At 71.1% G+C, this 22,023-nt stretch carries 22 protein-coding genes; 13 read left to right on the top strand and 9 right to left on the bottom strand.

All coding sequences use genetic code 11. The features are described from left to right. Positions 1-125: 125 nt before the first annotated feature. The 11 genes from ACIQBL_RS29000 (at position 126) to ACIQBL_RS28950 (ending at position 10,336) form a co-directional block, all read left to right on the top strand. The gene (locus tag ACIQBL_RS29000; RefSeq protein WP_401946225.1) at positions 126-623 is read left to right on the top strand and encodes a hypothetical protein; all 498 of its coding nucleotides are present in this window, start codon (positions 126-128) and stop codon (positions 621-623) included. Between the two features lie 144 nt (positions 624-767). Then, positions 768-1,073 carry an MSMEG_0570 family nitrogen starvation response protein gene (locus tag ACIQBL_RS28995; RefSeq protein WP_401946224.1) on the top strand — a complete coding sequence of 102 codons (306 nt, stop codon included), beginning with the start codon at positions 768-770 and terminating at the stop codon, positions 1,071-1,073. Next, on the top strand, positions 1,070-2,386 hold the full coding sequence (locus ACIQBL_RS28990; protein WP_401946223.1) for an MSMEG_0569 family flavin-dependent oxidoreductase: 1,317 nt from the start codon (positions 1,070-1,072) through the stop codon (positions 2,384-2,386). The genes ACIQBL_RS28995 and ACIQBL_RS28990 overlap by 4 nt, the downstream gene beginning before the upstream one ends. 13 nt (positions 2,387-2,399) lie before the next feature. Next, positions 2,400-3,215, top strand: a complete 816-nt coding sequence (locus ACIQBL_RS28985; protein WP_401946221.1) for an amidohydrolase family protein — start codon at positions 2,400-2,402, stop codon at positions 3,213-3,215. A 43-nt stretch (positions 3,216-3,258) separates the two neighbouring features. Continuing rightward, the gene (locus tag ACIQBL_RS28980) at positions 3,259-3,780 is read left to right on the top strand and encodes an MSMEG_0572/Sll0783 family nitrogen starvation response protein (protein ID WP_401946219.1); all 522 of its coding nucleotides are present in this window, start codon (positions 3,259-3,261) and stop codon (positions 3,778-3,780) included. 10 nt (positions 3,781-3,790) lie between these two features. Then, entirely contained in the window at positions 3,791-4,882 is a 1,092-nt protein-coding gene (locus tag ACIQBL_RS28975) for an MSMEG_0568 family radical SAM protein (protein ID WP_401946217.1), read from the top strand. Further along, the gene (locus ACIQBL_RS28970) at positions 4,852-6,318 is read left to right on the top strand and encodes an MSMEG_0567/sll0787 family protein (RefSeq protein WP_401946216.1); all 1,467 of its coding nucleotides are present in this window, start codon (positions 4,852-4,854) and stop codon (positions 6,316-6,318) included. Before ACIQBL_RS28975 ends, ACIQBL_RS28970 begins: the two co-directional genes overlap by 31 nt. After that, positions 6,315-7,169 carry a carbon-nitrogen hydrolase family protein gene (locus tag ACIQBL_RS28965; RefSeq protein ID WP_401946215.1) on the top strand — a complete coding sequence of 285 codons (855 nt, stop codon included), beginning with the start codon at positions 6,315-6,317 and terminating at the stop codon, positions 7,167-7,169. Before ACIQBL_RS28970 ends, ACIQBL_RS28965 begins: the two co-directional genes overlap by 4 nt. Then, the gene (locus tag ACIQBL_RS28960; protein ID WP_401946214.1) at positions 7,166-8,002 is read left to right on the top strand and encodes a carbon-nitrogen hydrolase family protein; all 837 of its coding nucleotides are present in this window, start codon (positions 7,166-7,168) and stop codon (positions 8,000-8,002) included. Before ACIQBL_RS28965 ends, ACIQBL_RS28960 begins: the two co-directional genes overlap by 4 nt. Continuing rightward, positions 7,999-9,084: an MSMEG_0565 family glycosyltransferase gene (locus tag ACIQBL_RS28955; protein ID WP_401946213.1), complete on the top strand. Its 1,086-nt coding sequence runs from the start codon at positions 7,999-8,001 to the stop codon at positions 9,082-9,084. Before ACIQBL_RS28960 ends, ACIQBL_RS28955 begins: the two co-directional genes overlap by 4 nt. Before the next feature lie 67 nt (positions 9,085-9,151). Further along, positions 9,152-10,336 (top strand): flavin-dependent monooxygenase, encoded by a 1,185-nt coding sequence (locus ACIQBL_RS28950; protein WP_401946211.1) that lies wholly within the window; start codon positions 9,152-9,154, stop codon positions 10,334-10,336. A 13-nt stretch (positions 10,337-10,349) separates the two neighbouring features. Here the strand turns inward: ACIQBL_RS28950 and ACIQBL_RS28945 are convergent, their stop codons facing one another. Continuing rightward, complete coding sequence (locus ACIQBL_RS28945) at positions 10,350-10,871, bottom strand: AAA family ATPase (protein WP_401946210.1); 522 nt, start codon at positions 10,869-10,871, stop codon at positions 10,350-10,352. A 56-nt stretch (positions 10,872-10,927) separates the two neighbouring features. Here ACIQBL_RS28945 and ACIQBL_RS28940 point away from each other — a divergent pair, with 56 nt between their 5' ends. Continuing rightward, entirely contained in the window at positions 10,928-11,890 is a 963-nt protein-coding gene (locus tag ACIQBL_RS28940) for an ADP-ribosylglycohydrolase family protein (RefSeq protein ID WP_401946209.1), read from the top strand. An 86-nt stretch (positions 11,891-11,976) separates the two neighbouring features. On the opposite strand, the gene ACIQBL_RS28935 is transcribed toward ACIQBL_RS28940, so the two are convergent. Further along, positions 11,977-13,386: a condensation domain-containing protein gene (locus ACIQBL_RS28935; protein WP_401946208.1), complete on the bottom strand. Its 1,410-nt coding sequence runs from the start codon at positions 13,384-13,386 to the stop codon at positions 11,977-11,979. Positions 13,387-13,543: 157 nt separating this feature from the next. Beyond that, positions 13,544-14,086, bottom strand: a complete 543-nt coding sequence (locus ACIQBL_RS28930) for an FABP family protein (protein WP_401946206.1) — start codon at positions 14,084-14,086, stop codon at positions 13,544-13,546. Positions 14,087-14,411: 325 nt separating this feature from the next. On the opposite strand from ACIQBL_RS28930, the gene ACIQBL_RS28925 reads away from it, so the two are divergent. Beyond that, entirely contained in the window at positions 14,412-15,404 is a 993-nt protein-coding gene (locus tag ACIQBL_RS28925; protein WP_401946205.1) for a phospholipase D-like domain-containing protein, read from the top strand. Here the strand turns inward: ACIQBL_RS28925 and ACIQBL_RS28920 are convergent. The 6 genes from ACIQBL_RS28920 to ACIQBL_RS28895 form a co-directional block, all read right to left on the bottom strand. Beyond that, positions 15,401-15,670 carry a helix-turn-helix domain-containing protein gene (locus ACIQBL_RS28920; RefSeq protein ID WP_401946203.1) on the bottom strand — a complete coding sequence of 90 codons (270 nt, stop codon included), beginning with the start codon at positions 15,668-15,670 and terminating at the stop codon, positions 15,401-15,403. The two genes, ACIQBL_RS28925 and ACIQBL_RS28920, sit on opposite strands and share 4 nt — an antisense overlap. 107 nt (positions 15,671-15,777) lie before the next feature. Further along, on the bottom strand, positions 15,778-15,975 hold the full coding sequence (locus ACIQBL_RS28915) for a hypothetical protein (RefSeq protein ID WP_401946202.1): 198 nt from the start codon (positions 15,973-15,975) through the stop codon (positions 15,778-15,780). Positions 15,976-16,248: 273 nt separating this feature from the next. Next, positions 16,249-16,866 (bottom strand): DinB family protein, encoded by a 618-nt coding sequence (locus ACIQBL_RS28910; RefSeq protein WP_401946200.1) that lies wholly within the window; start codon positions 16,864-16,866, stop codon positions 16,249-16,251. 73 nt (positions 16,867-16,939) lie between these two features. Continuing rightward, positions 16,940-17,848: a GlxA family transcriptional regulator gene (locus tag ACIQBL_RS28905; RefSeq protein WP_401946198.1), complete on the bottom strand. Its 909-nt coding sequence runs from the start codon at positions 17,846-17,848 to the stop codon at positions 16,940-16,942. A 10-nt stretch (positions 17,849-17,858) separates the two neighbouring features. Next, the gene (locus ACIQBL_RS28900; RefSeq protein WP_401946197.1) at positions 17,859-18,458 is read right to left on the bottom strand and encodes a cysteine hydrolase family protein; all 600 of its coding nucleotides are present in this window, start codon (positions 18,456-18,458) and stop codon (positions 17,859-17,861) included. Between the two features lie 100 nt (positions 18,459-18,558). After that, on the bottom strand, positions 18,559-21,933 hold the full coding sequence (locus tag ACIQBL_RS28895; RefSeq protein WP_401946876.1) for a pyruvate carboxylase: 3,375 nt from the start codon (positions 21,931-21,933) through the stop codon (positions 18,559-18,561). Between the last annotated feature and the right edge of the window lie 90 nt (positions 21,934-22,023).

The following is a 22,023-nucleotide window of genomic DNA, read 5'->3' as shown; positions in this document are numbered from 1 at the left end:
CGGTTTGACGGGATCCGGAAGCACAGAATCCGCGTTCGCGCCCCTCGGGAAGAGAGCGCGGTACAGGACTGTTTAGCCTGTCGGTACCGGATCATCACCGGACTCCTGAGGACGGAGCAGTCAAGGTGAACGACGCGTCGAAGACCGGCATACGCCAGGTGACGGAAGCCCCGGCTCCGACGCCCGACGAGCTGGCGCGGGTACGGCGGCACCGGCGCCACACCCTGGAACTGCTCATCGTCTGCGCCGTGGGACTCGTCCCGTGGACGGTCCTGCTGGCGTTCACGCTGCCTGCCCAGTACGAGGTCCACCAGTGGCGTGTGACGTGGGTCGGGTTCGACGTCCTGCTCGTATGCGCGATGGCGTGCACCGTGCTGTTCGGCTGGCGGCGGCATCGTGCCGTCATCGTGGCGGCCCTCGCCGCGGCGGTCCTGTTGGTCTGCGACGCGTGGTTCGACGTCTCGCTCGCCATCGGTACCTCGGACGTGTGGTTCGCTGCGGCGCTCGCGGTCTTCGCCGAACTGCCGCTGGCGTACTACCTGATCCACCGGGTGCTGGGGATGATCTCGCTCGCGCAGTGGCCGTCGGCGAAGCCCGCCACCGCCGACTCCGGCGACGCGTAGCCGCCTCCGCGCTTCAGGCGCGGTGAGGTTTTCGCAACTCCCCTTTGTTCCCGATGACTTCGTTCGGAAAACCGCAGGGCTGAAGTTGGTCGCCATGGAGAGCGGCGAGGTGGCAAGACCTCGGCGCGCGGCATGGAGGATGTCATGCCCGAGATGTATTTCGATGTGCGCCGGCCCGACGGTCTGATCCAGCGCTGCTGTTCCCCCTCCACGACAGTCGAGGACTACTTCGCCCCGGGGGCCGCATACGAGCTCGCCGAATTCGTCGAGCGCAGCCGTACTGCCCTCGGTATCGCCGGAGAGCGGGTACGGGAGAAGTTCGGCTTCTTCTGCACCGGCGCCTCCGAGCAACTCGCGCGCAGAGAACGGACCGCCGCCGCGTACGGCGACATCAGCGGGGCCGTGGTCACGGTCGAAGCCCGCACCGGCGCCGACGGGAGCCCGCGATGAGCCCGGCGACACGACTGACCGGCCATCACTGCTCCGTCGCCGTGGTGGGAGGTGGCCAGGCGGGACTCTCCGTCAGCCACGAACTCCGCGAACGCGGTATCGACCACGTCGTCGTCGAGGCGCACCGGGTCGGACACGAGTGGCGCGAGCGCCGCTGGGACTCCTTCTGCCTGGTGACCCCCAACTGGCAGTGCAGGCTGCCCGGTTACCCCTACAAGGGGGACGATCCCGACGGATTCATGGTCCGCGACGACATCGTGCGGTACCTGGAGGGCTATGTCGCCCACTTCCGGCCCCCGTTGGTGGAGGGCGTGACGGTCACCAGGCTGCGACGATCTCCGAGCGGAGTCTTCGAACTCTCCACCACCCAGGGGGACTTCACCGCCGACCAGGTGGTGGTCGCGACTGGCCCGTACCACACGCCCTCCCTTCCCCCGATGGCCCAACGCCTGCCCGGCTCCGTCACCCAGGTCCACTCCTCCCGCTACCGCAACGCCGACCGACTCCCCCCGGGCGCCGTCCTGGTGGTCGGCACCGGCCAGTCCGGCTGCCAGATAGCCGAGGACCTGCATCTCGCCGGACGCCAGGTGCATCTGGCCGTCGGCAGCGCGCCGCGCGTGGCCCGCTTCTACCGCGGCCGTGACTGTGTGGCCTGGCTCGACGAAATGGGCCACTACGCGAAGAGCATCGACGACTTCGACGACGCCGGCGCGGTCCGGATGCGCGTCAACCACTACGTCACCGGACGCGACGGAGGCCGCGACATCGACCTGCGCGCCTTCGCCCGCGACGGTATGCGGCTGTACGGGCGGCTGACCGAAGTCAGCGGTACGGCAGTGGAGTTCGCCGACGACCTCAAGGTGAACCTCGACCACGCGGACGCCGTGGCGGAGGGCATCAAGGACGCCATCGACGCCCACATCACGGCCCAGGGCGTTCCCGCGCCGGACGAGCCCCGCTACCTGCCCGTGTGGGAGCCGGACCACCAGCCGCGCGAACTCGACCTGGAGCAGGCCGGCATCACGTCCGTTGTCTGGTCGACCGGGTTCCGTCGCGACCACCGCTGGATGGAGGCTCCGGTCTTCGACGGCCGCGGCTATCCGATGCACTGGCGCGGCGCCACCAGTGTCCCCGGCCTGTACTTCCTGGGCCTGCCCTGGCAGCACTCGTGGGGCTCGGGACGCTTCGAAGCGGTGGGCAGGGACGCGGAGTTCCTCGCGAACCACATCGACGCCTCGCGCCGCCTGGCCGACGTGTGCGGCACCCTCACCGGCGCACCCACCGACCTCGCCTCCGCCCTCCCGATCGGCTGAGGAACCCGCGACCATGGTCTACGACGCACACCGCCACATCGGTGTCCTGCCCGCCTACCCCTTCTACGGCGGCCCGCCGGTCAACCCCGACACCACCGCCCGCGCCACCGTCAAGCAACTCGTCGCGGACCTGGACGCGGAGGGCACCGAACGCGCCCTGGTCATCCCCAACTACGGCGTGCCCGACCCCGCGATCGCCTTCTCCTTCAACGAGTTGGCGATCGAGGCCGCCCAGACCGACGACCGCATCCGGGCCGGACTCTGGGTCTCCCCGCGCCCCGAGGACAAGCAACGCACCGCGCAAGCACTGGAGTTGGCGGGCGAGCGGGGCGTGAAGGCGCTCAAGCTGAGCTTCCTGCTCGGCGGGCGCCCCACCGACCCGGCCTGCCGCCCCCACCTGGACCGTATCTTCGCCGAGGCGGCCCGGCACGGGCTCGTGGTCCACGTCCACACCTCCCCCGGCGCCGCCTCCGACATCGACGAGGTCGGCCACCTGGTCGACTGGTACGCCGACCAAGTACCCGTCCATCTCGTGCACTTCGGTGGCGGGATGAGCGGCCACATCAAGCTCGCCGGCTCCCGGTTCTTCGACTGGATCACCGCCGGCAAGCACGTCTACACCGACCTCTCCTGGGCCATCGGTTTCACTCCCCGCTGGCTGGCCCGGGAGATCGAGCGCCGCGGCATCGGCCACGACCGGGTGCTCTTCGCCAGCGACCAGCCGTGGGGCGACTTCACGGGCGAGTACGCCCGCCTCGCCGAAGCGACCGGCGGCGGCGAACTCGGCGACCTGGTCTTCAAGGACACCTTCGCCGCGCTCTACGACTGACCGACCTCCCCTCCCAAGTCCCGGTACGTACAAGGAGACAGCCATGTCCGAAACCGTCGAACTCAGCGAGATCGAGCAGCAGTCCCTCAACGAGATCCCCCACCCGTCCCTCCCCGAGGGCACCAGCATCTATGGCTCCACGAAGGTGTTCCCCGACTACAAGGCCGAGGACGGCGAGACCTACTTCACGCTCGTCCACGGCATCGCCCACGAGTCCTCGGTCTCCTTCGTCGCCGTCCTCCAGGCGACCCGCGCGCTGCGCAAGGGCTTCGAGACGGCCATCTACTTCTACGGCCCCGGCTCCCTCAACTGCCTTGCCACGCGCGGCTTCCCGACCACCGGCACCTCGGCCTTCCCCGGCGAGCACAACATCAACAACCAGCTCAAGACGTTCATCGCCGAGGGCGGAAAGGTCTTCTGCTGCCGCTTCGGCCTGTCCCTGCACGGCGCCCGCGAGGAGGACCTCATCGAGGGCGTCATCCCGACCCACCCGCTGGACGTCCAGGACGCGCTGATCCACTACGCGCGCAAGGGCGCCATCATCAACTCCACCTACCAGCTGTAAGGGGGCCGCTGTGAGCGTTGGCACCGAATCGACGAGCAGGGCGGTGGATGTGCGCATCCTGACCCGCGCCGAACTCGCCCTGCACGGCGTCGCGTTGGACGCCCCCGTACGGCGGCCCGACGGCGCGGGTCCGAGCGGCGACGGTCACGTCCTCGTCGACGGTGCCAACGCCGCACTGCCCACCAACCCGGCCAGCCCCTACCGCGTGCGCGACGGCAGGGTGTGGCTCGGCGACCAGGACACCGGCCTCGCCCTGACCGCCGTGAGCCGCCCCAAGTTCTACGACCTCACCACCGCCGACGGCATCCCCTACGAGCACATCGCCCGCCTTCACGGCGCCGACGTCCTCGCCACCACCGTCGTGCAGACCTGCATCCGCTACGCCGAGTCCGACCGCTGCCGCTTCTGCACCATCGAGGAGTCCCTGCGCTCGGGCGCGGCGGTAGCCGCCAAGACCCCGGCGCAGCTCGCCGAAGTCGCCGAAGCGGCGGTGCGGTTGGACGGTGTCCGGCAGATGGTCATGACCACGGGCACGACGACCGGCCCCGACCGGGGCGCGCGCAGTCTCGTCCGCTCCGTGCGCGCCGTCCTCCAAGCGGTCCCCGGCCTGCCGATCCAGGTGCAGTGCGAACCGCCCGGCGACCTCGCCTGGATCCGCGCACTGCACGACGCCGGCGCCACCGCGATCGGCATCCATGTCGAGTCCCTCGACGAGAAGGTACGGCGGCGCTGGATGCCGGGAAAGTCGACCGTCCCCATGGCCGAGTACGAGGCCGCCTGGGACGAGGCGGTGCGGGTCTTCGGACCGAACCGCGTCTCCACCTATCTCCTCGTCGGACTCGGCGAGAACCCGGACGAACTCATCACGGGTGCGGGCGAGTTGATCGACCGGGGGGTGTACCCGTTCGTCGTCCCGTTCCGCCCGATGGCCGGCACGCTCGCCGCCCGCGACGGCGTCCCGGCGCCGAGTGCCGAACTCCTGACGTACGTCACCGAGGGCGTCGCGGCCCGGCTGCGCGCGGCCGGGATGAGCGGCGCCGACCAGAAGGCGGGCTGCGCGGCGTGCGGCGCGTGCAGCGTGCTGCAGTCGGCGGGCGGGTGACGTCCATGTATCTCGACGGCTCCACCACGCCGCCTGCGCCAGAAGGTCCGGTTGACGTCCTGGCGCTGTTGGGCGACCGGAGCACCCTCGCCCGCCGTCCCCCGTTCCACATCGAACAGGCCGCCGACAGCATGGAGTTGGCAGCCTACCGACGGCTGCGCACCGAGACCTTCGTCCACGAACAGAGGCTCTTCACCGGCGACGACGTCGACGACCGTGACGCCGACGCCCGTACCGTCGTACTGGTCGCCCGGGCCCCGGACGGCACGGTGATCGGCGGGGTGCGGCTGGGCCCGGTCGACGACGGCCCCGACCTCGGCTGGTGGCAGGGCGGTCGGCTGGTCGTGGCCAAGCGGGCCCGAGGCCCGCACGGAGTCGGCGCGGCACTGGTCCGGGCGGCCTGCGCCCGCGCCGAGGCGGAGGGTGTCCTGCGGTTCGACGCGACCGTGCAGGCCCGCAACGAGGTGCTCTTCCGGCGGCTCGGCTGGCAGTCGGTGCGCGGCACGGAAGTCGCCGGCACGCCACACGTCCTGATGCGCTGGCCCATCGGACGAGTCGCGGCCCAAGTCGCCGCCACCAAGTCCGCGTTGGGCTCCCTGCTCGCCGCGCTGCCGGCACCGCCCGGCTTCGTCGGCGACGACGGCGCGCCCGTCCCCGGCACCGATGTGATCGCCGCGTGCGACGCGATCGTCCCGTCGATGGTCGAGCGGGATCCGGAGTGGGCGGGTTGGTGCGCGGTCCTGGTGAACGTCAACGACCTTGCCGCGATGGGCGCTTCACCCGTCGGGCTGTTGGACGCGGTGGGCGCCCGCGATGCGACGCATGCCGCGCTGGTCCTCGCCGGACTGACCCGAGCGGCGCGGGCCTACGGCGTCCCGGTGCTCGGCGGCCACACCCAACTCGGCGTCCCGGCAGCCCTGTCGGTGACCGCGCTCGGCCGCACCGACCGGCCCGTGCCCGGCGGCGGTGGACGCCCCGGACACGCCGTGCGGCTCACGGCCGACCTCGGCGGCGGCTGGCGCGCGGGCTACCGGGGCCGCCAGTGGGACTCGACCACCCGTCGTCGTACGGACGAACTGCGCACGATGACAAGGGCGGTGGCCGCCGCACGACCGGCTGCCGCGAAGGACGTGTCGATGGCCGGGATCGCCGGGACGCTGGGAATGCTCGCCGAGGCGAGTGGCTGCGGGGCGGTGCTCGACATCGCCGAAGTGCCACGTCCGACGAACGCCTCCATGGGTGACTGGCTGACCTGCTTCCCGGGCTTCGGGATGCTCACCGCCGACGAGCCCGACGCGCCACCGCTGCCGGCGGGGCCCGCAACCGGCTCTGTGTGCGGGGAGTTGACCGTCGGACAAGGGGTCGGCCTGCGCTGGCCCGACGGAGAGATCACCGAGGCGGTCACCTCCGCGGTGACCGGGATGGGGACGGCATGAGCACGCTGCGGATGGCGGCCGTGGCCGCCGAGTTCGGCCGCGACCTGGAAGAGGACTTCGCGGTCGCCGAGCGGCTGATCAAGGAGGCCGGGGAACAGGGTGTACGGCTCCTCGCGCTGCCGGAGGCGTGCCTGGGCGGCTATCTGCTCAGCCTGGACGACGACAGCGACCTGGACGAGGGCCCGCCCGCGCTCGCCCTCGACGGCCCGGAGATCCGCCGACTGGCCACGCTGGCCGGGGAGTTGACGGTCGTCGCGGGCTACTGCGAGGCGGGGACGGACGGTCGGCAGTACAACAGCGTCGTCTGCGTCACCGGCGACGGCGTCCTCGGCAACCACCGCAAGGTCCACCAGCCCCTCAGCGAGGACGCCAGCTACGCCTCCGGCGACCGCTTCCACGCCTTCGACACACCGGTCGGCCGGATCGGCATGATGATCTGCTACGACAAGGCGTTCCCCGAGTCGGCGCGGGCACTGGCCCTGGACGGCGCCGAGATCGGGGTGTGCGTGTCGGCGTGGCCGGGTGCGCGCACCAACGCCAGTGCGGACCTGGAGAAGGACCGCTGGAAGCGGCGTTTCGACCTGTTCGACCGGGCCCGCGCGCTGGAGAACCAGATCGTGTGGCTGTCCGCGAACCAGGCGGGCACGTTCGGGTCGCTACGCTTCGTCGGGAGTGCCAAGGTCGTCGACCCGGGCGGCGAGATCCTCGCCGACACGGGCGTGACCTCCGGCATCGCCGTCGCCGAACTCGACGTCGCACAGGCCCTGGAGACCGCCCGCAGGTCGATGGGACACCTGCGCGACCGGCGGCCCGAGACCTATGGACCAGCCCCGGGAGCAGTCACCGCATGAGCACCGTCCGGATCGCGGCCGCGGCCGCCCACTTCGGCCGCGACCTGGAGTTCGACCTGGCCCGCGTCGCCAAACTCATCGACGACGCCCGCGGCCAGGGCGCCGGACTGCTGGTCCTGCCCGACGCCACCCTCGGCGGCTACCTCGCCGACCTGCGCCACCCCGACCCCCAGACCCTGCCCCCGGCCCTCAAGCCGGACGACCCGCTGATCCTCCAAGTCGCCCGCCTGGCAGCCGAGATGGTGGTGTGCGTCGGCTACTGCGAGGACGGCGGGACCGAGCGCTACAACGCGGCGGTCTGCGTCAGCGGCGACGGCATCCTGGGCCGGCACCGCAAGGTCCATCTCCCGGCGGGCGAGGTCGCCGCGTACGCGGCGGGCGACCGCTTCGACGCCTTCGACACCCCGGTCGGCCGCCTCGGCATGCTCATCGACTACGACAAGACCTTCCCCGAGTCGGCCCGTTCACTGGCCCTGGACGGCGCCGAGATCCTCGCCTGCCTGTCCGCCTGGCCCACCAGCATCACCAACCGCGCCCCCCGCATGGCCCAGGACCGCCAGGCCCGCCTCTTCGACCTCTACGACCAGTCCCGCGCCGCCGAGAACCAGGTCGTCCTCGCCTCCTCCAACCAGACCGGCGCCATGGGCGGCATGCGCTTCCTCGGCCAGGCCAAGGTCGTCGGCCCCGGCGGCGACATCCTCGCCCGCACCTGGTCCAAGGCCGGGCTCGCCGTCGCCGAGATCGACGTCGCCGCCGAGACCGACCGGGCCCGCCGCGTCCTGCGCCACCTCGACGAACGCCGCCCCGACGCCTACCGGGAGTCCCGTACGTGAAGATCGCCCTGCTCAGCTACTCCACCAAGCCGCGCGGCGGGGTCGTCCACACCCTCGCCCTCGCGGAGGCCCTCGCGGCACTGGGCGAGGACGTCACGGTGTGGTCGCTGGGCCGGGGCGGCGACGCCGGCTTCTTCCGTCCCGTGGACCCGGCGGTCCGCGTCCAGATCGTGCCGTTCCCCGACGGCCCGCCCGAGGAGACGGTCGGCGCACGCATCCTGCGCTCCATCGCCACCCTCCGCACAGCCTTCGACCCCACGCCCTACGACGTCGTCCACGCCCAGGACTGCATCAGCGCCAACGCGGCCGGCCGCTGCGTCCGCACGGTCCACCACCTCGACCACTTCACCACCCCCGAACTGGCCGCCTGCCACGAACGGGCGATCGTCGAGCCGTACGCGCACCTCTGCGTGTCGGAAACGGTCGCGCGCGAACTGGCCGAGGGCTGGCGCATCGAGGCGCGGGTCATTCCCAACGGCGTGGCATACGACCGCTTCGCCGCCACCGACCCGGCCGCGCGGGCGAGTTGGCGCACCCGCCTCGGCCCGTACGTCCTCACCGTCGGCGGCATCGAACCCCGCAAGGGCTCACTGGACCTGCTGGAGGCCTACGCCCTGCTGCGTGTCGCCCGCCCAGAGGTACGGCTGGTGATCGCGGGCGGCGAGACGCTCTTCGACTACCGTGACTACCGGGCGAGTTGGGAGTCGCGGGCCGCCGAACTCGCCGTAGAACCGGTGGTGTTGGGGCAGGTCGGAGAGGACGAGCTGCCGTCTCTCGTCGCGGCGGCGGACGTGTTCGCCTTCCCGTCGCGCAAGGAGGGGTTCGGGCTCGCCGCGATGGAGGCGCTGGCGGCGGGGGTCCCGCTGGTCGTGCGGGATCTGCCCGTGCTGCGTGAGGTGTTCGGCTCCGCGGCGCGTTTCGCCGCCACGCCCGAGGACCTGGCCGCCCAACTCGGCCACGCCCTCGCGACGCAGGACCCGGCCCGCGCGACCGCCGGACGTGCCCTCGCCGCCCACCACACCTGGGACGCCGCCGCCCGCAGCCACCTCGACTTCTACCGCTCCCTGAACTCCCCTGCCTGAGCGAGAGCGTTGACACTGCGTGCGATCCGCGTCACGGTGAGGTCCCCGTCGTGCCCGGAGGTCGTCCATGGCTCCGTTATCAGCGCCACCGTCCGATGCCGGCCTCGTCGAACGCGTACGGGAGTTGCAACCCCTCCTCCGCGAAACGGCGTTACACACCGAGCAGGAGAGGCGGGTGACGGCCGAGGTGGTGTCCGCGCTGACGGACGCCGGGGTCTACCGCATGAACGTCCCACGCCGGTACGGCGGTTACCAGAGCCGGCTGCGCACACAGGTCGAGGTGGTGAGCGAGATCGCCGCCGGGTGCGGTTCGACCGCCTTCATGGCGCTGATCCAGGCCGGCTGTTCCTACATCGCCGCGCTCTTCCCGGACGAGGCCCAGGACGAAATCTTCAGCAGCCCGGACATTCGGGTCGGCGGCACGCTCATCCCGGACGCGGTCGCGGTGGCGACGGAGGGCGGGTACGTCGTCAACGGCACCTCGGGTTTCGCCACCGGCTGCCAGAACGCCGACTGGCACCTCCTCACGGCCAGGGTCGAGTCGGAGGGCGGCCCGCCCGAGGTGGTGTGGACCGCCGTACCGATGTCCGATCTGGAGATCCTCGACGACTGGTTCGTCTCGGGACTGGCCGGCAGCGGCAGCAACAGCGTCGTCGCGCGGGACGTGTTCGTGCCCGCGCACCGCGTCCTGCCCGTCGGGCCTCTGCTGAGTGGCGACTTCCCCTCCAAGGCCAACGCGGACGACCCCTTCTACCGGATGCCGGTCCTGATGCTGTTCTGCGCCTGGACGGCGCCGAACGCGCTGGGCCTGGCACGGGCGGCCCTCGCGGAGTTCACCGAGCGGATCCACCGGCGGGGCATCACGTACACCTTCCACGAGCGGCAGTACGAGGCGGGCGTCACGCATCTCCAGGCCGCCGAGGCGGCGATGAAGATCTCCTGCGCCGAGTTGCTGACCGCCGAGTTCGTCGCCCGGATCGAGGCCGCGGCGGCGAGCGGCGAACCGTACACACAGGCGGACCGGGCCAGGATCCGCGCGCAGAGCGGCTATACGACGAAGCTGTGCAAGGAGGCCGTGGACCTGATCGCGTCCGCGTCAGGGGCGTCCTCCCTCCACCGCGACGTCCCCGTCCAGCGCGCGGTACGCGACCTGCACGCCCTCAGCCTGCACTCCTTCGTCAACCCCAGCACCAACCTGGAGATCTACGGCCGGGTCCTCGCCGGACTCGACGCGGGCACGCCCTTCCTCTGACCGGGCCGACGGCTCATCCCAGGGATGCCAGCCACGCCTCGGTGTCGGCGGGGCGGGCGAACCGGTGGCTGGTGAGCGGAGCGAAGCGGGGATCGCGGCTACGGAGCTCGATCTCGCGGCGCCGATGCGCGTGCTGGGACCAGGCCCACCAGGCCGGGTGTTCCCGGCTCAACCAGCCCGCCCAGGTCTCCCTGTTGCCGCCGAAGAGACGCTCCCGGGTGACCGTGCGCCGGAGCGAGCGGCGCAGGACGCGCGGCATGATCACGCGTCTCGTGTAGTCCAGCCAGAGCACCGTGTCGGCCTTCTCCCAGAGCAGGTCACGGACTTCGGGATAGCCCAACGAGTCGATGATCCAGTGGGGTTCGGCCGTGAGACGCAGAAGGTCGTCGGTCAGGCCTTCGTTGACGGCCCAGTTGGGGCCGGTGAAGTACAGGGCGTCCATCTCGTGGTACGGCACGCCGAGCCGCTCGCCCACGGCCCTGGCGAGCGTGGACTTGCCCGCGCCCGTTGCTCCGACCACCAGGATCCGCTCCATCCACGCAGCCTAACTATGATGTGCCGGGCCCGCCGATCATTGACAGGAGCCCCGCCATGAGCGACCAGCAGCCCGCCCACGCCTCCTTGGACGGGCTGGTGACGGGGGACGCGTTCGGCGACGGCTGGTTCACGCGGTCCGACGAGTCCGCCGAGGAGTTGTGGGCCGCGCGGGACCTGCGGCCCGTGCCGTGGTTGTGGACGGACGACTCGGCCATGGCGTTCGTCCTGTTCGCGCATCTGGTGCAGCACGGGGAGGTCCAACCCGACGGGCTGGCACGGGAGTTCGCCGCCGAGTACGAGCGGGAGCCCGGGCGCAAGTACGGCCCGTCCATGCACAGTGTGCTGCGGCGCATCGGCGAGGGTGAGCACTGGCAGGCGGTCACCACCGCCCAGTTCGGCGGACAGGGCTCCTACGGCAACGGCGCCGCGATGCGGGTCGCCCCGCTGGGCGCCTGGTTCCGGGACGATGTCGCGGTGGCCGCCGAGCAGGCCCGGCTGTCCGCGCTGGCCACCCACGCCCACCCGGAGGCCGTCGCGGGGGCGGTGGCCGTGGCGGTCGCCGCCGCGTTGGCGGCCACCGGTGCGGGTCAAGTGGCCGTGCCGCGCGCCGAGTTCCTCAAGGAGGTCGCCGCGCACGTGCCGGACACCGACGTCGGCTCCGGTCTGCTGGTCGCCGCGAACTTCTCCGAGCGGACGTCGGTACGGCACGCGGCGTCCGTACTCGGATCGGGGACACTGATCTCGGCCCCTGACACCGTGCCGTTCGCCCTGTGGTCCGCCGCGGGGCACCTGGACGACCTGCCCGAGGCGTTGTGGCAGACCGTCGCCGGGTGGGGCGACCGGGACACCACCTGCGCGATCGTGGGAGGTGTCGTCGCGGCCCGCACCGGCACGGGCGACATCCCGTCCGCCTGGCGGGAGGCCCGTGAGGCGATCCCCGACTGGAGCGGCTGGGACGCGCGTTCCGGCTCGGGTGCGCCGATCATGAGGCCCGCGCCCGCTTCGGGGCGCGGGTAGACACCCAGGTCGATGTCCGCGATGCGCATGTCCCCGGGAGATGCGCAATTCGCGGAACCGGCACCTCTCCGGAAAGCAGGCGCCCGCTACCGGGCGGGACCGGCCACCGCCGGTGACGCCTCCCGGACCACCGAGACGAGTCGCTCCCGCACCAGCTCCATGCACAGCCGCATGTTCTTGTCCGCGATGTCGTTGTCGGGCATACGGCAGGCGAACTGCAGCCCCTCGTGGACCCGGGTCACCCAGGCGCACACCTGGTCGCCGTACGACACCCGGATCAGTCCGTACGCCTTCAGCTCCTGCCAGCGTTCCGAACCGGGAAGGGCGCGTGAGTCGACGTAGGAGACGATCGAGTACAGGTCGGGGGACGTGGGCCTGAAGTCGGCGCCCAGCAGGCGCAGTACGCGGGCGATGGGCATGCGGGCGTGCGGGCGGTTCTCGCGGAGGGTGGCGCGGACCATGCGGAGGGCGTGGTCGAAGTCCGTGGCGTGCTGGACGGGGATCTCGATCGGCGCGCCGCCCACGTACCAGCCGACCGAGTCGGCCCAGCGGGACTTGGCCCGGGTGTGGAAGGGGACGACGGTGCGGTACACGTCGAGGCCGCTGATCTCGCGGACGGCGAGGGCGACGGCCGCGAGGACGCCGACGAGGCTGCCGCCGTACGGGCGGCAGTACGCCTCGAAGGCCGCCGCGTCCGTGTCGTCGACGAGCATCTCCTGGAGGAACTTCTGTGTGGGCAGCGGTCCTTGGGGGTCGAGGCCGAGGTCGACGGGGAAGTTCGGCAGTCTGCCGTCGCAGCGGGCGATGAACTCGCGCCAACGAGACACGACGGTGTGCGTGTCGTCGATCTGGTCGGCATCCGTGCGCTCGCCCGCGCAGAAGTCGATGTAGCTGGCGACGGGCGCCGACTCGACCGCCTTCCCGGCGAGGCCCGCCGCGTACAGTTCGTGGACCTCGCCGGCGATGCGATGGAGCGAGTAGGCGTCGACGTTGCTGTGGTCGAACGCCAGGTAGACGCTGGTGCCGTCGCTCCGTACGACCGCGGCGAAGAGGAAGTTGGGCCAGGTGAGCGCGTCCGCCGTGACATCGAAACGGTCCTGCAGGTACCGGGTCAGCGTCACCGCGTCCGCGAACTCCCCGACGTCCTCGCGGTGCAGGGCCACCGCGTCGGCGTCCAGGGTGAAGCGGCGCATCTCGTCACCGGCCCACCGGAAGCCGCTGCGCAGCGTCTCGTGCCGGAGCATCCAGGCCCGCAACGCGCCCTGGAGCACGTCGAGTTCGATGGGCCCTGGCATGTCGAAGGCGGTACCGAGCCAGGTCGGCACGAACAGCCCGTCCTCGCGCACCGAACGCGCCGTACGGATATGGGACTCCTGCACGTACGCCGGTGGCCGCACATCGTCGGGGAGGGCCCGCGCCGTCCCCACGGCCGTCGGGTGCAGCGTCCACTCGACGAGTCGTCCGGGTCGGATCTCGCACCGCTGAAGGTCGGTCATGCGCACAGGGCTCTCCGTTCGCCTGCCCACGGGAGGCCGCCGGGCACCACTGTCGATCCACGCCTCCATGCCGCTCGGGCACCGCTCACTGCATGGGAGATCAACGACCGGACATTCCGAAAGCAACGCTGTGAACAGGCTTGCTGATCAGTTCATTTCAGCCGGTGCGTCGCAGCCGTGCCGAGAGATGGTGTTGCAGCGGCTCCCCGACGGCTTCCAGGTCGTGGGTGAAGGCGAGCGTGGCGTCGTCGGTCAGGGTGTAGCGGCGGCGGGTGGCGGTGACCTTCTTGGCGGTGGGGGTGAGGGCGACCTCGTGGGTGGAGAGGTCGACCGTGTCTCCGGTGGCGCGGCCGACGAGGATCTCCGCGATGCCGGTGGGCTGGGTGATGAGCGCCTCGATCCGGCCGTCGGGCTGCAGTCGCCACCAGCCGCTCTCGCGGGCCGCCGGGCGCAGCGGTTCGCCGTCGGCGTCGAGGATCCAGGCTCGGGCCTCGTAGTGCAGGAAGGGGCGGCCGTCGTGGGTGAAGGTCACGTCCTGGGCGTAGGTGAAGTCACCGGCGAGTGTGGGGTATTCGCCCTCGCCCCGGCCGTGCCAGTGGCCCAGGAGGGCGAGTACAGGGGTGAGCAGCGGGTGGGGGACGGGGAGCTCTTCCGGGTGGTGGGCGTCGGGGTACGGGTGCGACGGTACGGGGTTGGACACGGGGGGCGCTCCTGGGGTCGATGAGGATGTCGGGGCGCAGCCTAAGCGCTCCGCTCGAAGTGCCCCGATATGCCGTCGTTCCCGTGACTCGCCGTCGTGGCTGGCCGCACAGTTGACCCGAAATCTGCCGGCTACGAAGTTTTTGCTAACTCGCGGGAACCCCATGAACCGCCCCCCACCTGCCCGAAGTCCCCTTTGTCCACCCGTACTCACGGCAGGTAATCCCGAGTTCACCGGGCTTCTCTTCCTCCGCGTTCTACGCGCGTGGTGTCATGCACCTGCCCGCCACCCCCCACGTGGGCATCAACTCGACTAGGAGTCACACATGTTGAGGACGTTCCTCGGCCGCGCGGGTGTCGCGCTGGCAGCCGGCGCCACCCTCTTCGTCACAGCGGTCCCCGCCAACGCCGCGACCTACACCGCGTTCGCCTTCTCGCAGACCACCAGCGAGCCGACGATCTACGACTTCATCAACTCGGCCACCACCTCCCTCGACATGACCATGTACGAGCTGGAGGACACCACCGCCGTCAACGACCTGATAGCGCTGGAGAACAAGGGCGTCACCGTGCGGGTGGTCCTGGACAACGCGCACCAGTCCGCCAACAGCTCGGCGTACACGGCGCTGACGAACGCGGGCGTGGGCGTGGTGTGGTCGCCGTCCAGCTTCGTCTACACCCACCAGAAGACGATCACGGTGGACGCCACCAAGTCCCTTGTCCTGACCGGCAATCTGACCTCGCAGTACTACACGACCGGCCGCGACTACGGCGTCTTCACCGACGACACCCGTGACGTCGCCGCGATCGAGAAGGTCTTCAACGCGGACTACGCCGGCACCTCGATCACCCCGACGGACGGCGACCACCTGCTCTGGTCCCCCACCGACTCCCGCAGCCGTCTGCTCACCGTGATCAACGCGGCCACCACGACGCTCGACGTCGAGGAACTGGAGTTCAGCGACAGCACGGTGGTCAACGCGATCGTCGCCCGAGCGAAGGCGGGCGTGACCGTACGGGTGGTGCTGGAGACCCCGTCGAGCTACTCCAGCCAGGTGTCCGCGATCAAGGCGGCCGGCGGCACGGTCGTCGGGTACTCCGACCCCAACGGCTTCTACATCCACGCCAAGGCCATGGTCGCCGACTACGGTCTGTCCACCCAGGAGGTGGAGGCGGGTTCGATGAACATCAGCAGCAACTCGCTCTCCAACAACCGGGAGTTGGGCATCATCCTCACCGGCACCGGGGTGGCCCAGTCCGTCGCCACCACCATCGAGACCACGTTCAAGAGCGACTACGCGGGCGGTACCGCCGCCTAGGACCTGCCGGCGGACCCGTCGGCCGACTCCGAGGTCGGGGGCCTCGGAGTCGGCCGCACGGCGCGCAGGACGCGGCCGAGTTCGGTGATGCGACGCAGGCGAGTGCGCACGCTGTCGGGGTGGACGTACAGCCCCTCGGCGGCCTTCTCTGCGAATCCACCGCAGTCGAACCAGATGTCCAACGTTGTCCAGCAGCAGGGCGCGTTCGTCCGCCGGCAGGGCCTCGACCGGACCGAGGACCCTGGCGGCGACGCGGGCCACGACATCGGGTGCGCCCGCTGTCGCGACCACGACCGGCGAGTCGCCGAAGACGGTCACGGCACCGCTGCCCGTAACGCGACCTTGGCGAAGCGCAGGGCGTCAGCGGTGCGGTTCAGATCGACGGAAGCGGTTGGCCGACCGGCGCCGCGTGGTGGCCCGCCCGGTCGGAGGCTCCCACGAGGTCGAAGGCGGTCCGCGCCGAGAGCAGCATCGTGCGGGAACGGGCGGCCTGCCGGCGGCGGCGCGGCCACTGTCCGTACGCGCGCTCCGTCGGGCGAGCACCGGCCTCGGGCGAAGAACGAGGCGACACCCTCGTATGGGGAAGGTGCCCAGGTTCCAGCTCACCCAACGTACTGTTCGGGCACGGTCTGCCGACCGTGGTCCTCGGCGTCGTCTCCGTCGCCCGGCCCGGCATCACGGCTCTCGTCCTCACCCTCTGGATCGCCGCCTGGGCGGTCTTCGGCCTGTTCAGCCTCGTCTACGGCGTCTCGGCGGTCTTCGCCTCGTCCGAGGAGCGGCGCCACCGCATCCACACGAACCCGCGCGAGCCGGTTCGCACCTGGGAGTGCGACCACTTCACCTTTCACGTACCGCCCTGCCGGTGGAGGTCCCGCAGCACGGCGATCTCGGCCCCGTGGTGCAGTACTTCCTGGTTGACCCACCACACGATGTCGATGAACGGTTCCTCCGCGTCGCTGCCGTGCGGATACGTGCAGTACCCCACGGTGTCGAGCGCGGCGTCGTCGACGCTCAGCAGTGCCTTCCGCCAGGCGCCGGCAGCGGCGTCGAAGGCATCGACCGCGCCAACGGCGTCGCCGACGACGGGGTGGTCGTCGCGGGTCAGCGTGCGGTCGCCGGCCGTGTGGTCGGCGCGGAGGGTCAGCATCTCGGTGAGATGGCTCAGGCGCCACGCGACGGTGGTGAAGGGCGGGGGCCAGGGATGCGGGTACGGTGCCGCGTCGCGTCCCCAATCGCCCTGTCCCGCCAGGTGGGTTGCCCGCGATCCCGGCCCGTCCGCGCGCCGTCGCACCGACCAGCAGTCCGGCACCGGCTCCCAGAAGTACTCCGCGTCGGTCATGGGCCCCACCCGGGTGTCCGTGCCGTCGCCGCTGTCCATGACGGGCCCGGTCATCCGGCTCGAGAGGCGCTCGCACGCGAAGTCGAACTGGTCGAGCAGCGGTGCCAGACGGGGTGGGATCACTGGGCACTCCTGAGGCGAGCCGTCGGTCGTCGATCCGGCAACCTAACAGCGTCTCCGTCGAGTCGCCCTTCATTTACTGGGTGCGGGCGCGCAGTCGGCGCAGCATACGGGGGTCCTCGAAGCCGACCGTCCGGGCGGCGGTGTCGATCGTCGCGCCGTGGCTGATGAGGTGCTCGGCGCGTTCGAGGCGCAGGGTCTGCTGGTAGCGCAGTGGGGTGAGTCCGGTGGCCCGGGTGAAGAGGCGGGTGAGGGTGCGTTCGCTGACGCCGACGGCCGAGGCGAGCACGGGCAGGGGCAGGGCTTCGTCGAAGCGGGTGTCGATGAGGTCCTGGGCGCGGTGCACCGTGTCGTCCAGGTGGGAGCGGTGCCGGAGCATCGCGCTGGACTGCGGTTCGTGTCCGTTGCGGCGGGCGTAGACGACCATGTCCCGGGCGATCTGGGCGGCCACGGCGGGGCCGTGCCGGGTGGCGACGATGTGCAGGGCGAGGTCGATGCCGCTGGCGATGCCGGCCGAGGTGATGACCCGGTCGTCGGTGGTGAACAGGACGTCTCTGACGACCGTCGCTTTCGGGTGGCGCAGGGCGAGTTCGTCCTGGACGTCGTGGTGGGTGGTGCAGTGGCGGCCGTCGAGGAGTCCGGCCCGGCCGAGTGCGTCGGCTCCGGCGCAGACGCTGGCCACCGTTCCTCCGCGCGCGTGGTGGTCCCGGAGTGCCTGCAACGCCGTAGCGCCGACGACGGGTCCGTGGGCGAGCCGGGGCGCACGCCAGCCGGGCACCACGATCAGGTCCTCGGGGCCGAGCGCGGGCCAGTCGGGAACGGCCGCCAGCGGCAGCCCCTGGGCGCTGGTGACCTGGGGCTGCTCGGCGACGTAGGAGAGCGTGTAGGGGTGCCCGAAGTCGGCCGCCGTGGAGAAGACCTGCGCGGGGCCGGCCAGGTCCAGCAGGTGGACTCCGGGTACCAGGAAGAAGACGACGTGGCTCACGATCCGGTCATCATGCCCGATGTGCGGCGGCGGCTTCCAGTTCGTCGACCGTCGCGATGGTGGCGAAGCGGCCGGAGAGAGCGTACTCGGTGCGCCTGATGATCTCGTCAGCGGGGAGGGTGCGGGGGTCGGCCAGGAGTTCGGCGACGGTCTGGTCGGCGGGGGCGTCGCGGTGCGGGATGGGGTTCGTCGCGGTCGCGTCGGTGACGAAGGTGACCTGGTAGCCGAAGTCGCTCGCGACCCGGGTGGTGGTCTCGACGCACTGTTCGGTGCGGATGCCGCAGATGGTGAGCTCGCGCACGCCGTGTTCGGTGAGGAGTTGTTGCAGGTTGGTGGTGGTGAAGGCGTTGTGCGAGGTCTTGTGGAGCAGCGGCTCGCCCTCCGCGCGCTCCAACTCGTCCATCAGCCGGACGTGGCCGAGGGCCGGGTCGAAGACGTCGCCGCTGCCGGGCTCGGAGTGGAGCACCCACACGACCAGGTCGCCGGCCAGGCGGGCGAGCTGCACCAGGCGGTCGGCCTGCTCGGCGATCTTCGGGTCGGAGATGGTCTCCCACAGCGGGCGGGCGCGGAAGGATTCCTGGACATCGATGACGATCAGTGCTCGGGTCATGTCCCCAGACTGCGCCGTGCGGGCGGGGTGGCGACAGGCCGCATCGGGTCCGGTACCGGACGGATCCGGTCACCGGTGACGCGGCCTGTCGCCGTCCCGGCTACCTCAGCTCGACGAGCAGGTCGCCGCCCTCCACCTGCTGGATGCGGTTGATGGCGAGGCGCGCCACCCGGCCGGCCTTGGGCGCGGTGATCGCCGCCTCCATCTTCATGGCCTCGATGGTGGCGACGGTGACTCCGGCCTCCACCTCGTCGCCCTCCTCGACCGCGAGGGTGACCACGCCCGCGAACGGGGCGGCCACATGGCCGGAGTTGGTCCGGTCGGCCTTCTCGGTGACGGGGATGTCGGAGGCTGCTGCCGCGTCGCGCACCTGGACCGGGCGGAGTTGGCCGTTCAGGGCGGACAGCACGGTACGCATCCCGCGTTCGTCGGCCTCGCCGACGGCCTCCAGCTCGATGAGGAGACGGACGCCGGGTTCCAGGTCGACCGTGTACTCCTTGCCGGGGCGGATGCCGTAGAAGAAGTCCTTGCTGTCCAGGAGGCTGGTGTCGCCGTAGGTCTGGCGGTGGGTCTCGTACTCGCGGGTCGGGCCGGGGAAGAGCAGGCGGTTGAGGGTGGCGCGGCGGTCCTTGTCGAGGGCCGTGCGGTCCTCGGGGGTGAGTTCCTGTACGGGCTTGGGGGCGGCGCGGCCCTGGAGTGCCTTGGTGCGGAACGGTTCGGGCCAGCCGCCGGGCGGGGTGCCCAACTCGCCGCGCAGGAAGCCGATCACGGAGTCGGGGATGTCGTAGCGGTCGGGGGACGACTCGAAGTCGGCGGGGCTGACACCGGCGCCGACCAGGTGCAGGGCGAGGTCGCCGACGACCTTCGACGACGGGGTGACCTTCACCAGGTGGCCGAGGATGCGGTCGGCGGCGGCGTACATCGCCTCGATGTCCTCGAAGCGGTCGCCGAGACCGAGCGCGATGGCCTGGGTGCGCAGGTTGGAGAGCTGGCCGCCGGGGATCTCGTGGTGGTAGACGCGGCCGGTCGGCGAGGCGAGGCCCGCCTCGAAGGGGGCGTAGATCTTGCGGACGCTCTCCCAGTACGGCTCCAGGTCGCCGACGGCCTGGAGGTCGAGGCCGGTGGGGCGGTCCGTGTAGTCGGTCGCGGCGACGATCGCCGACAGGGACGGCTGCGAGGTCGTGCCCGCCATGGAGGCCACCGCGCCGTCGACGGCGTCCGCGCCGGCCTGGATCGCGGCGAGGTAGGTGGCGAGCTGACCGCCCGCCGTGTCGTGGGTGTGGAGGTGCACCGGCAGGCCGAACTCCCGGCGCAGCGCGGACACGAGCGTCGCGGCGGCGGGTGCGCGCAGCAGACCCGCCATGTCCTTCACCGCGAGGACGTGGGCGCCCGCCTCGACGATCTGCTCGGCCAGGCGGAGATAGTAATCGAGCGTGTAGAGGCGCTCGCCCGGGTCGGACAGGTCCGAGGTGTAGCAGAGGGCGACCTCGGCGATCGACGTTCCGGTCGCGCGTACGGCGTCGATGGCCGGGCGCATCTGTCCTACGTCGTTCAGCGCGTCGAAGATGCGGAAGATGTCGATGCCGGTGGCGGCGGCCTCCTGGACGAAGGCGTCGGTCACCTGGGTCGGATACGGCGTGTAGCCCACGGTGTTGCGCCCTCGCAGCAGCATCTGGAGGCAGATGTTGGGGACGGCCTCGCGCAGGGCGGCGAGACGGTCCCAGGGGTCCTCGGCGAGGAAGCGGAGCGCGACGTCGTAGGTGGCGCCGCCCCAGCACTCCAGGGAGAGCAGTTGGGGCACGGTGTGGGCCACGACCGGGGCGACCGCGAGGAGGTCCTTGGTGCGGACGCGGGTGGCGAGGAGCGACTGGTGGGCGTCGCGGAAGGTGGTGTCGGTGACGCCGATCGTGGGTGATTCGCGCAGATGGCGGGCGAAGCCCTCGGGGCCGAGTTCGGCGAGCAACTGCCGTGAACCGGCCGGGGGTTCGCCGGCCGGGATCGGCGGCAGCTTGGTGGTGGGGTCGATCAGGTCGGGGCGTTCGCCGTGCGGCTTGTTGACCGTGACGTCGGCGAGGTAGGTGAGCAACTTGGTGCCGCGGTCGGCGGAGTGACGGGCCGTCAGCAGGTGCGGGCGCTGCTCGATGAACGACGTGGTGATGCGTCCCGCCTGGAAGTCCGGGTCGTCCAACACCGCCTGGAGGAACGGGATGTTGGTGGCCACACCGCGGATACGGAACTCCGCGACGGCTCGCCGCGCGCGGTTGACGGCGGTGGTGAAGTCCCGGCCCCGGCAGGTGAGTTTGACCAGCATCGAGTCGAAGTGCGCGCTGATCTCCGTACCGGCGTGGGTGGTTCCGCCGTCGAGCCGGATGCCTGAGCCGCCGGGCGAACGGTAGGCGCTGATGCGGCCGGTGTCCGGGCGGAAGCCGTTGGCGGGGTCCTCGGTGGTGATACGGCACTGGAGGGCCGCGCCGTGCAGGGTGACCGTCTCCTGGGAGAGACCGAGGTCGGCGAGGGTCTCCCCGGAGGCGATCCGCAACTGTGCCTGGACGAGGTCGACATCGGTCACCTCCTCGGTCACCGTGTGCTCGACCTGGATGCGCGGGTTCATCTCGATGAAGACGTGGTTGCCGTGCGGGTCGAGGAGGAACTCGACGGTGCCCGCGTTGCGGTAGCCGATCTCGCGGGCGAAGCGGACGGCGTCGGCGCAGATCCGGTCGCGCAGTTCGGGGTCGAGGTTGGGCGCGGGGGCCAGCTCGACGACCTTCTGGTGCCGGCGTTGCAGTGAACAGTCGCGTTCGAAGAGGTGGATGACGTTGCCCTCGCCGTCGGCGAGGATCTGTACCTCGATGTGCCGGGGGTCGACGACGGCCTTCTCCAGGAACACCGTGGCGTCACCGAACGCGGACATCGCCTCGCGGGCGGCAGCCTCGATGGACTCGCGCAGGGTCGCGGGGTCCTCGACGCGGCGCATACCGCGCCCGCCGCCGCCGGCGACCGCCTTCACGAACACCGGGAAGCCGATCTCCTCGGCGGCGCGCACCAGTTCGTCGACGTCCGTGGAGGGCGCCGAGGAGCCGAGCACCGGTACGCCGGCCGCGCGGGCGGCGGCGATCGCCGTGGCCTTGTTGCCGGTCATCTCCAGGATGTGGGCGCTGGGACCGACGAAGGTGATGCCCGCCTCCTCGCAGGCGCGGGCGAGTTCGGGGTTCTCGGAGAGGAACCCGTAGCCCGGGTACACCGCGTCCGCTCCCGCGCGCTGGGCGGCCCGGACGATCTCCTCGACCGAGAGGTAGGCGCGGACCGGATGCCCGGGCTGACCGATCTCGTAGGCCTCGTCGGCCTTGAGCCGGTGCAGCGAATTGCGGTCCTCGTGCGGGAAGACCGCGACCGTTCGCGCGCCCAGCTCATAGCCGGCGCGGAACGCCCTAATCGCGATCTCTCCACGGTTGGCGACCAGCACCTTGCGGAACATTCCCGATCCCTTCAGCCTGCCGGTGACGTGCACCATGGTGTCGGCGTCACCCCTATAACGCCATGTGAGCCGGGACACTAGTCGCAAACG

This window comes from Streptomyces sp. NPDC088350 (assembly GCF_044753545.1).
GTDB lineage: Bacteria > Actinomycetota > Actinomycetes > Streptomycetales > Streptomycetaceae > Streptomyces.
The sequence above is the reverse complement of the archived record's forward strand: the minus strand, read 5'-3'. Positions and strand labels throughout refer to the sequence as shown.

Coding starts and splice junctions, on each gene's coding strand:
- ACIQBL_RS28935 (WP_401946208.1), bottom strand. CDS start 13,386: ATGACCGACCTTCAGCGGTGCGAGATCCGACCCGGACGACTCGTCGAG.
- ACIQBL_RS28950 (WP_401946211.1), top strand. CDS start 9,152: ATGGCTCCGTTATCAGCGCCACCGTCCGATGCCGGCCTCGTCGAACGC.
- ACIQBL_RS28900 (WP_401946197.1), bottom strand. CDS start 18,458: ATGACCCGAGCACTGATCGTCATCGATGTCCAGGAATCCTTCCGCGCC.
- ACIQBL_RS28985 (WP_401946221.1), top strand. CDS start 2,400: ATGGTCTACGACGCACACCGCCACATCGGTGTCCTGCCCGCCTACCCC.
- ACIQBL_RS28945 (WP_401946210.1), bottom strand. CDS start 10,871: ATGGAGCGGATCCTGGTGGTCGGAGCAACGGGCGCGGGCAAGTCCACG.
- ACIQBL_RS28940 (WP_401946209.1), top strand. CDS start 10,928: ATGAGCGACCAGCAGCCCGCCCACGCCTCCTTGGACGGGCTGGTGACG.
- ACIQBL_RS28920 (WP_401946203.1), bottom strand. CDS start 15,670: ATGTCGTGGCCCGCGTCGCCGCCAGGGTCCTCGGTCCGGTCGAGGCCC.
- ACIQBL_RS28980 (WP_401946219.1), top strand. CDS start 3,259: ATGTCCGAAACCGTCGAACTCAGCGAGATCGAGCAGCAGTCCCTCAAC.
- ACIQBL_RS28995 (WP_401946224.1), top strand. CDS start 768: ATGCCCGAGATGTATTTCGATGTGCGCCGGCCCGACGGTCTGATCCAG.
- ACIQBL_RS28925 (WP_401946205.1), top strand. CDS start 14,412: ATGTTGAGGACGTTCCTCGGCCGCGCGGGTGTCGCGCTGGCAGCCGGC.
- ACIQBL_RS28960 (WP_401946214.1), top strand. CDS start 7,166: ATGAGCACCGTCCGGATCGCGGCCGCGGCCGCCCACTTCGGCCGCGAC.
- ACIQBL_RS28990 (WP_401946223.1), top strand. CDS start 1,070: ATGAGCCCGGCGACACGACTGACCGGCCATCACTGCTCCGTCGCCGTG.
- ACIQBL_RS28895 (WP_401946876.1), bottom strand. CDS start 21,933: ATGTTCCGCAAGGTGCTGGTCGCCAACCGTGGAGAGATCGCGATTAGG.
- ACIQBL_RS28965 (WP_401946215.1), top strand. CDS start 6,315: ATGAGCACGCTGCGGATGGCGGCCGTGGCCGCCGAGTTCGGCCGCGAC.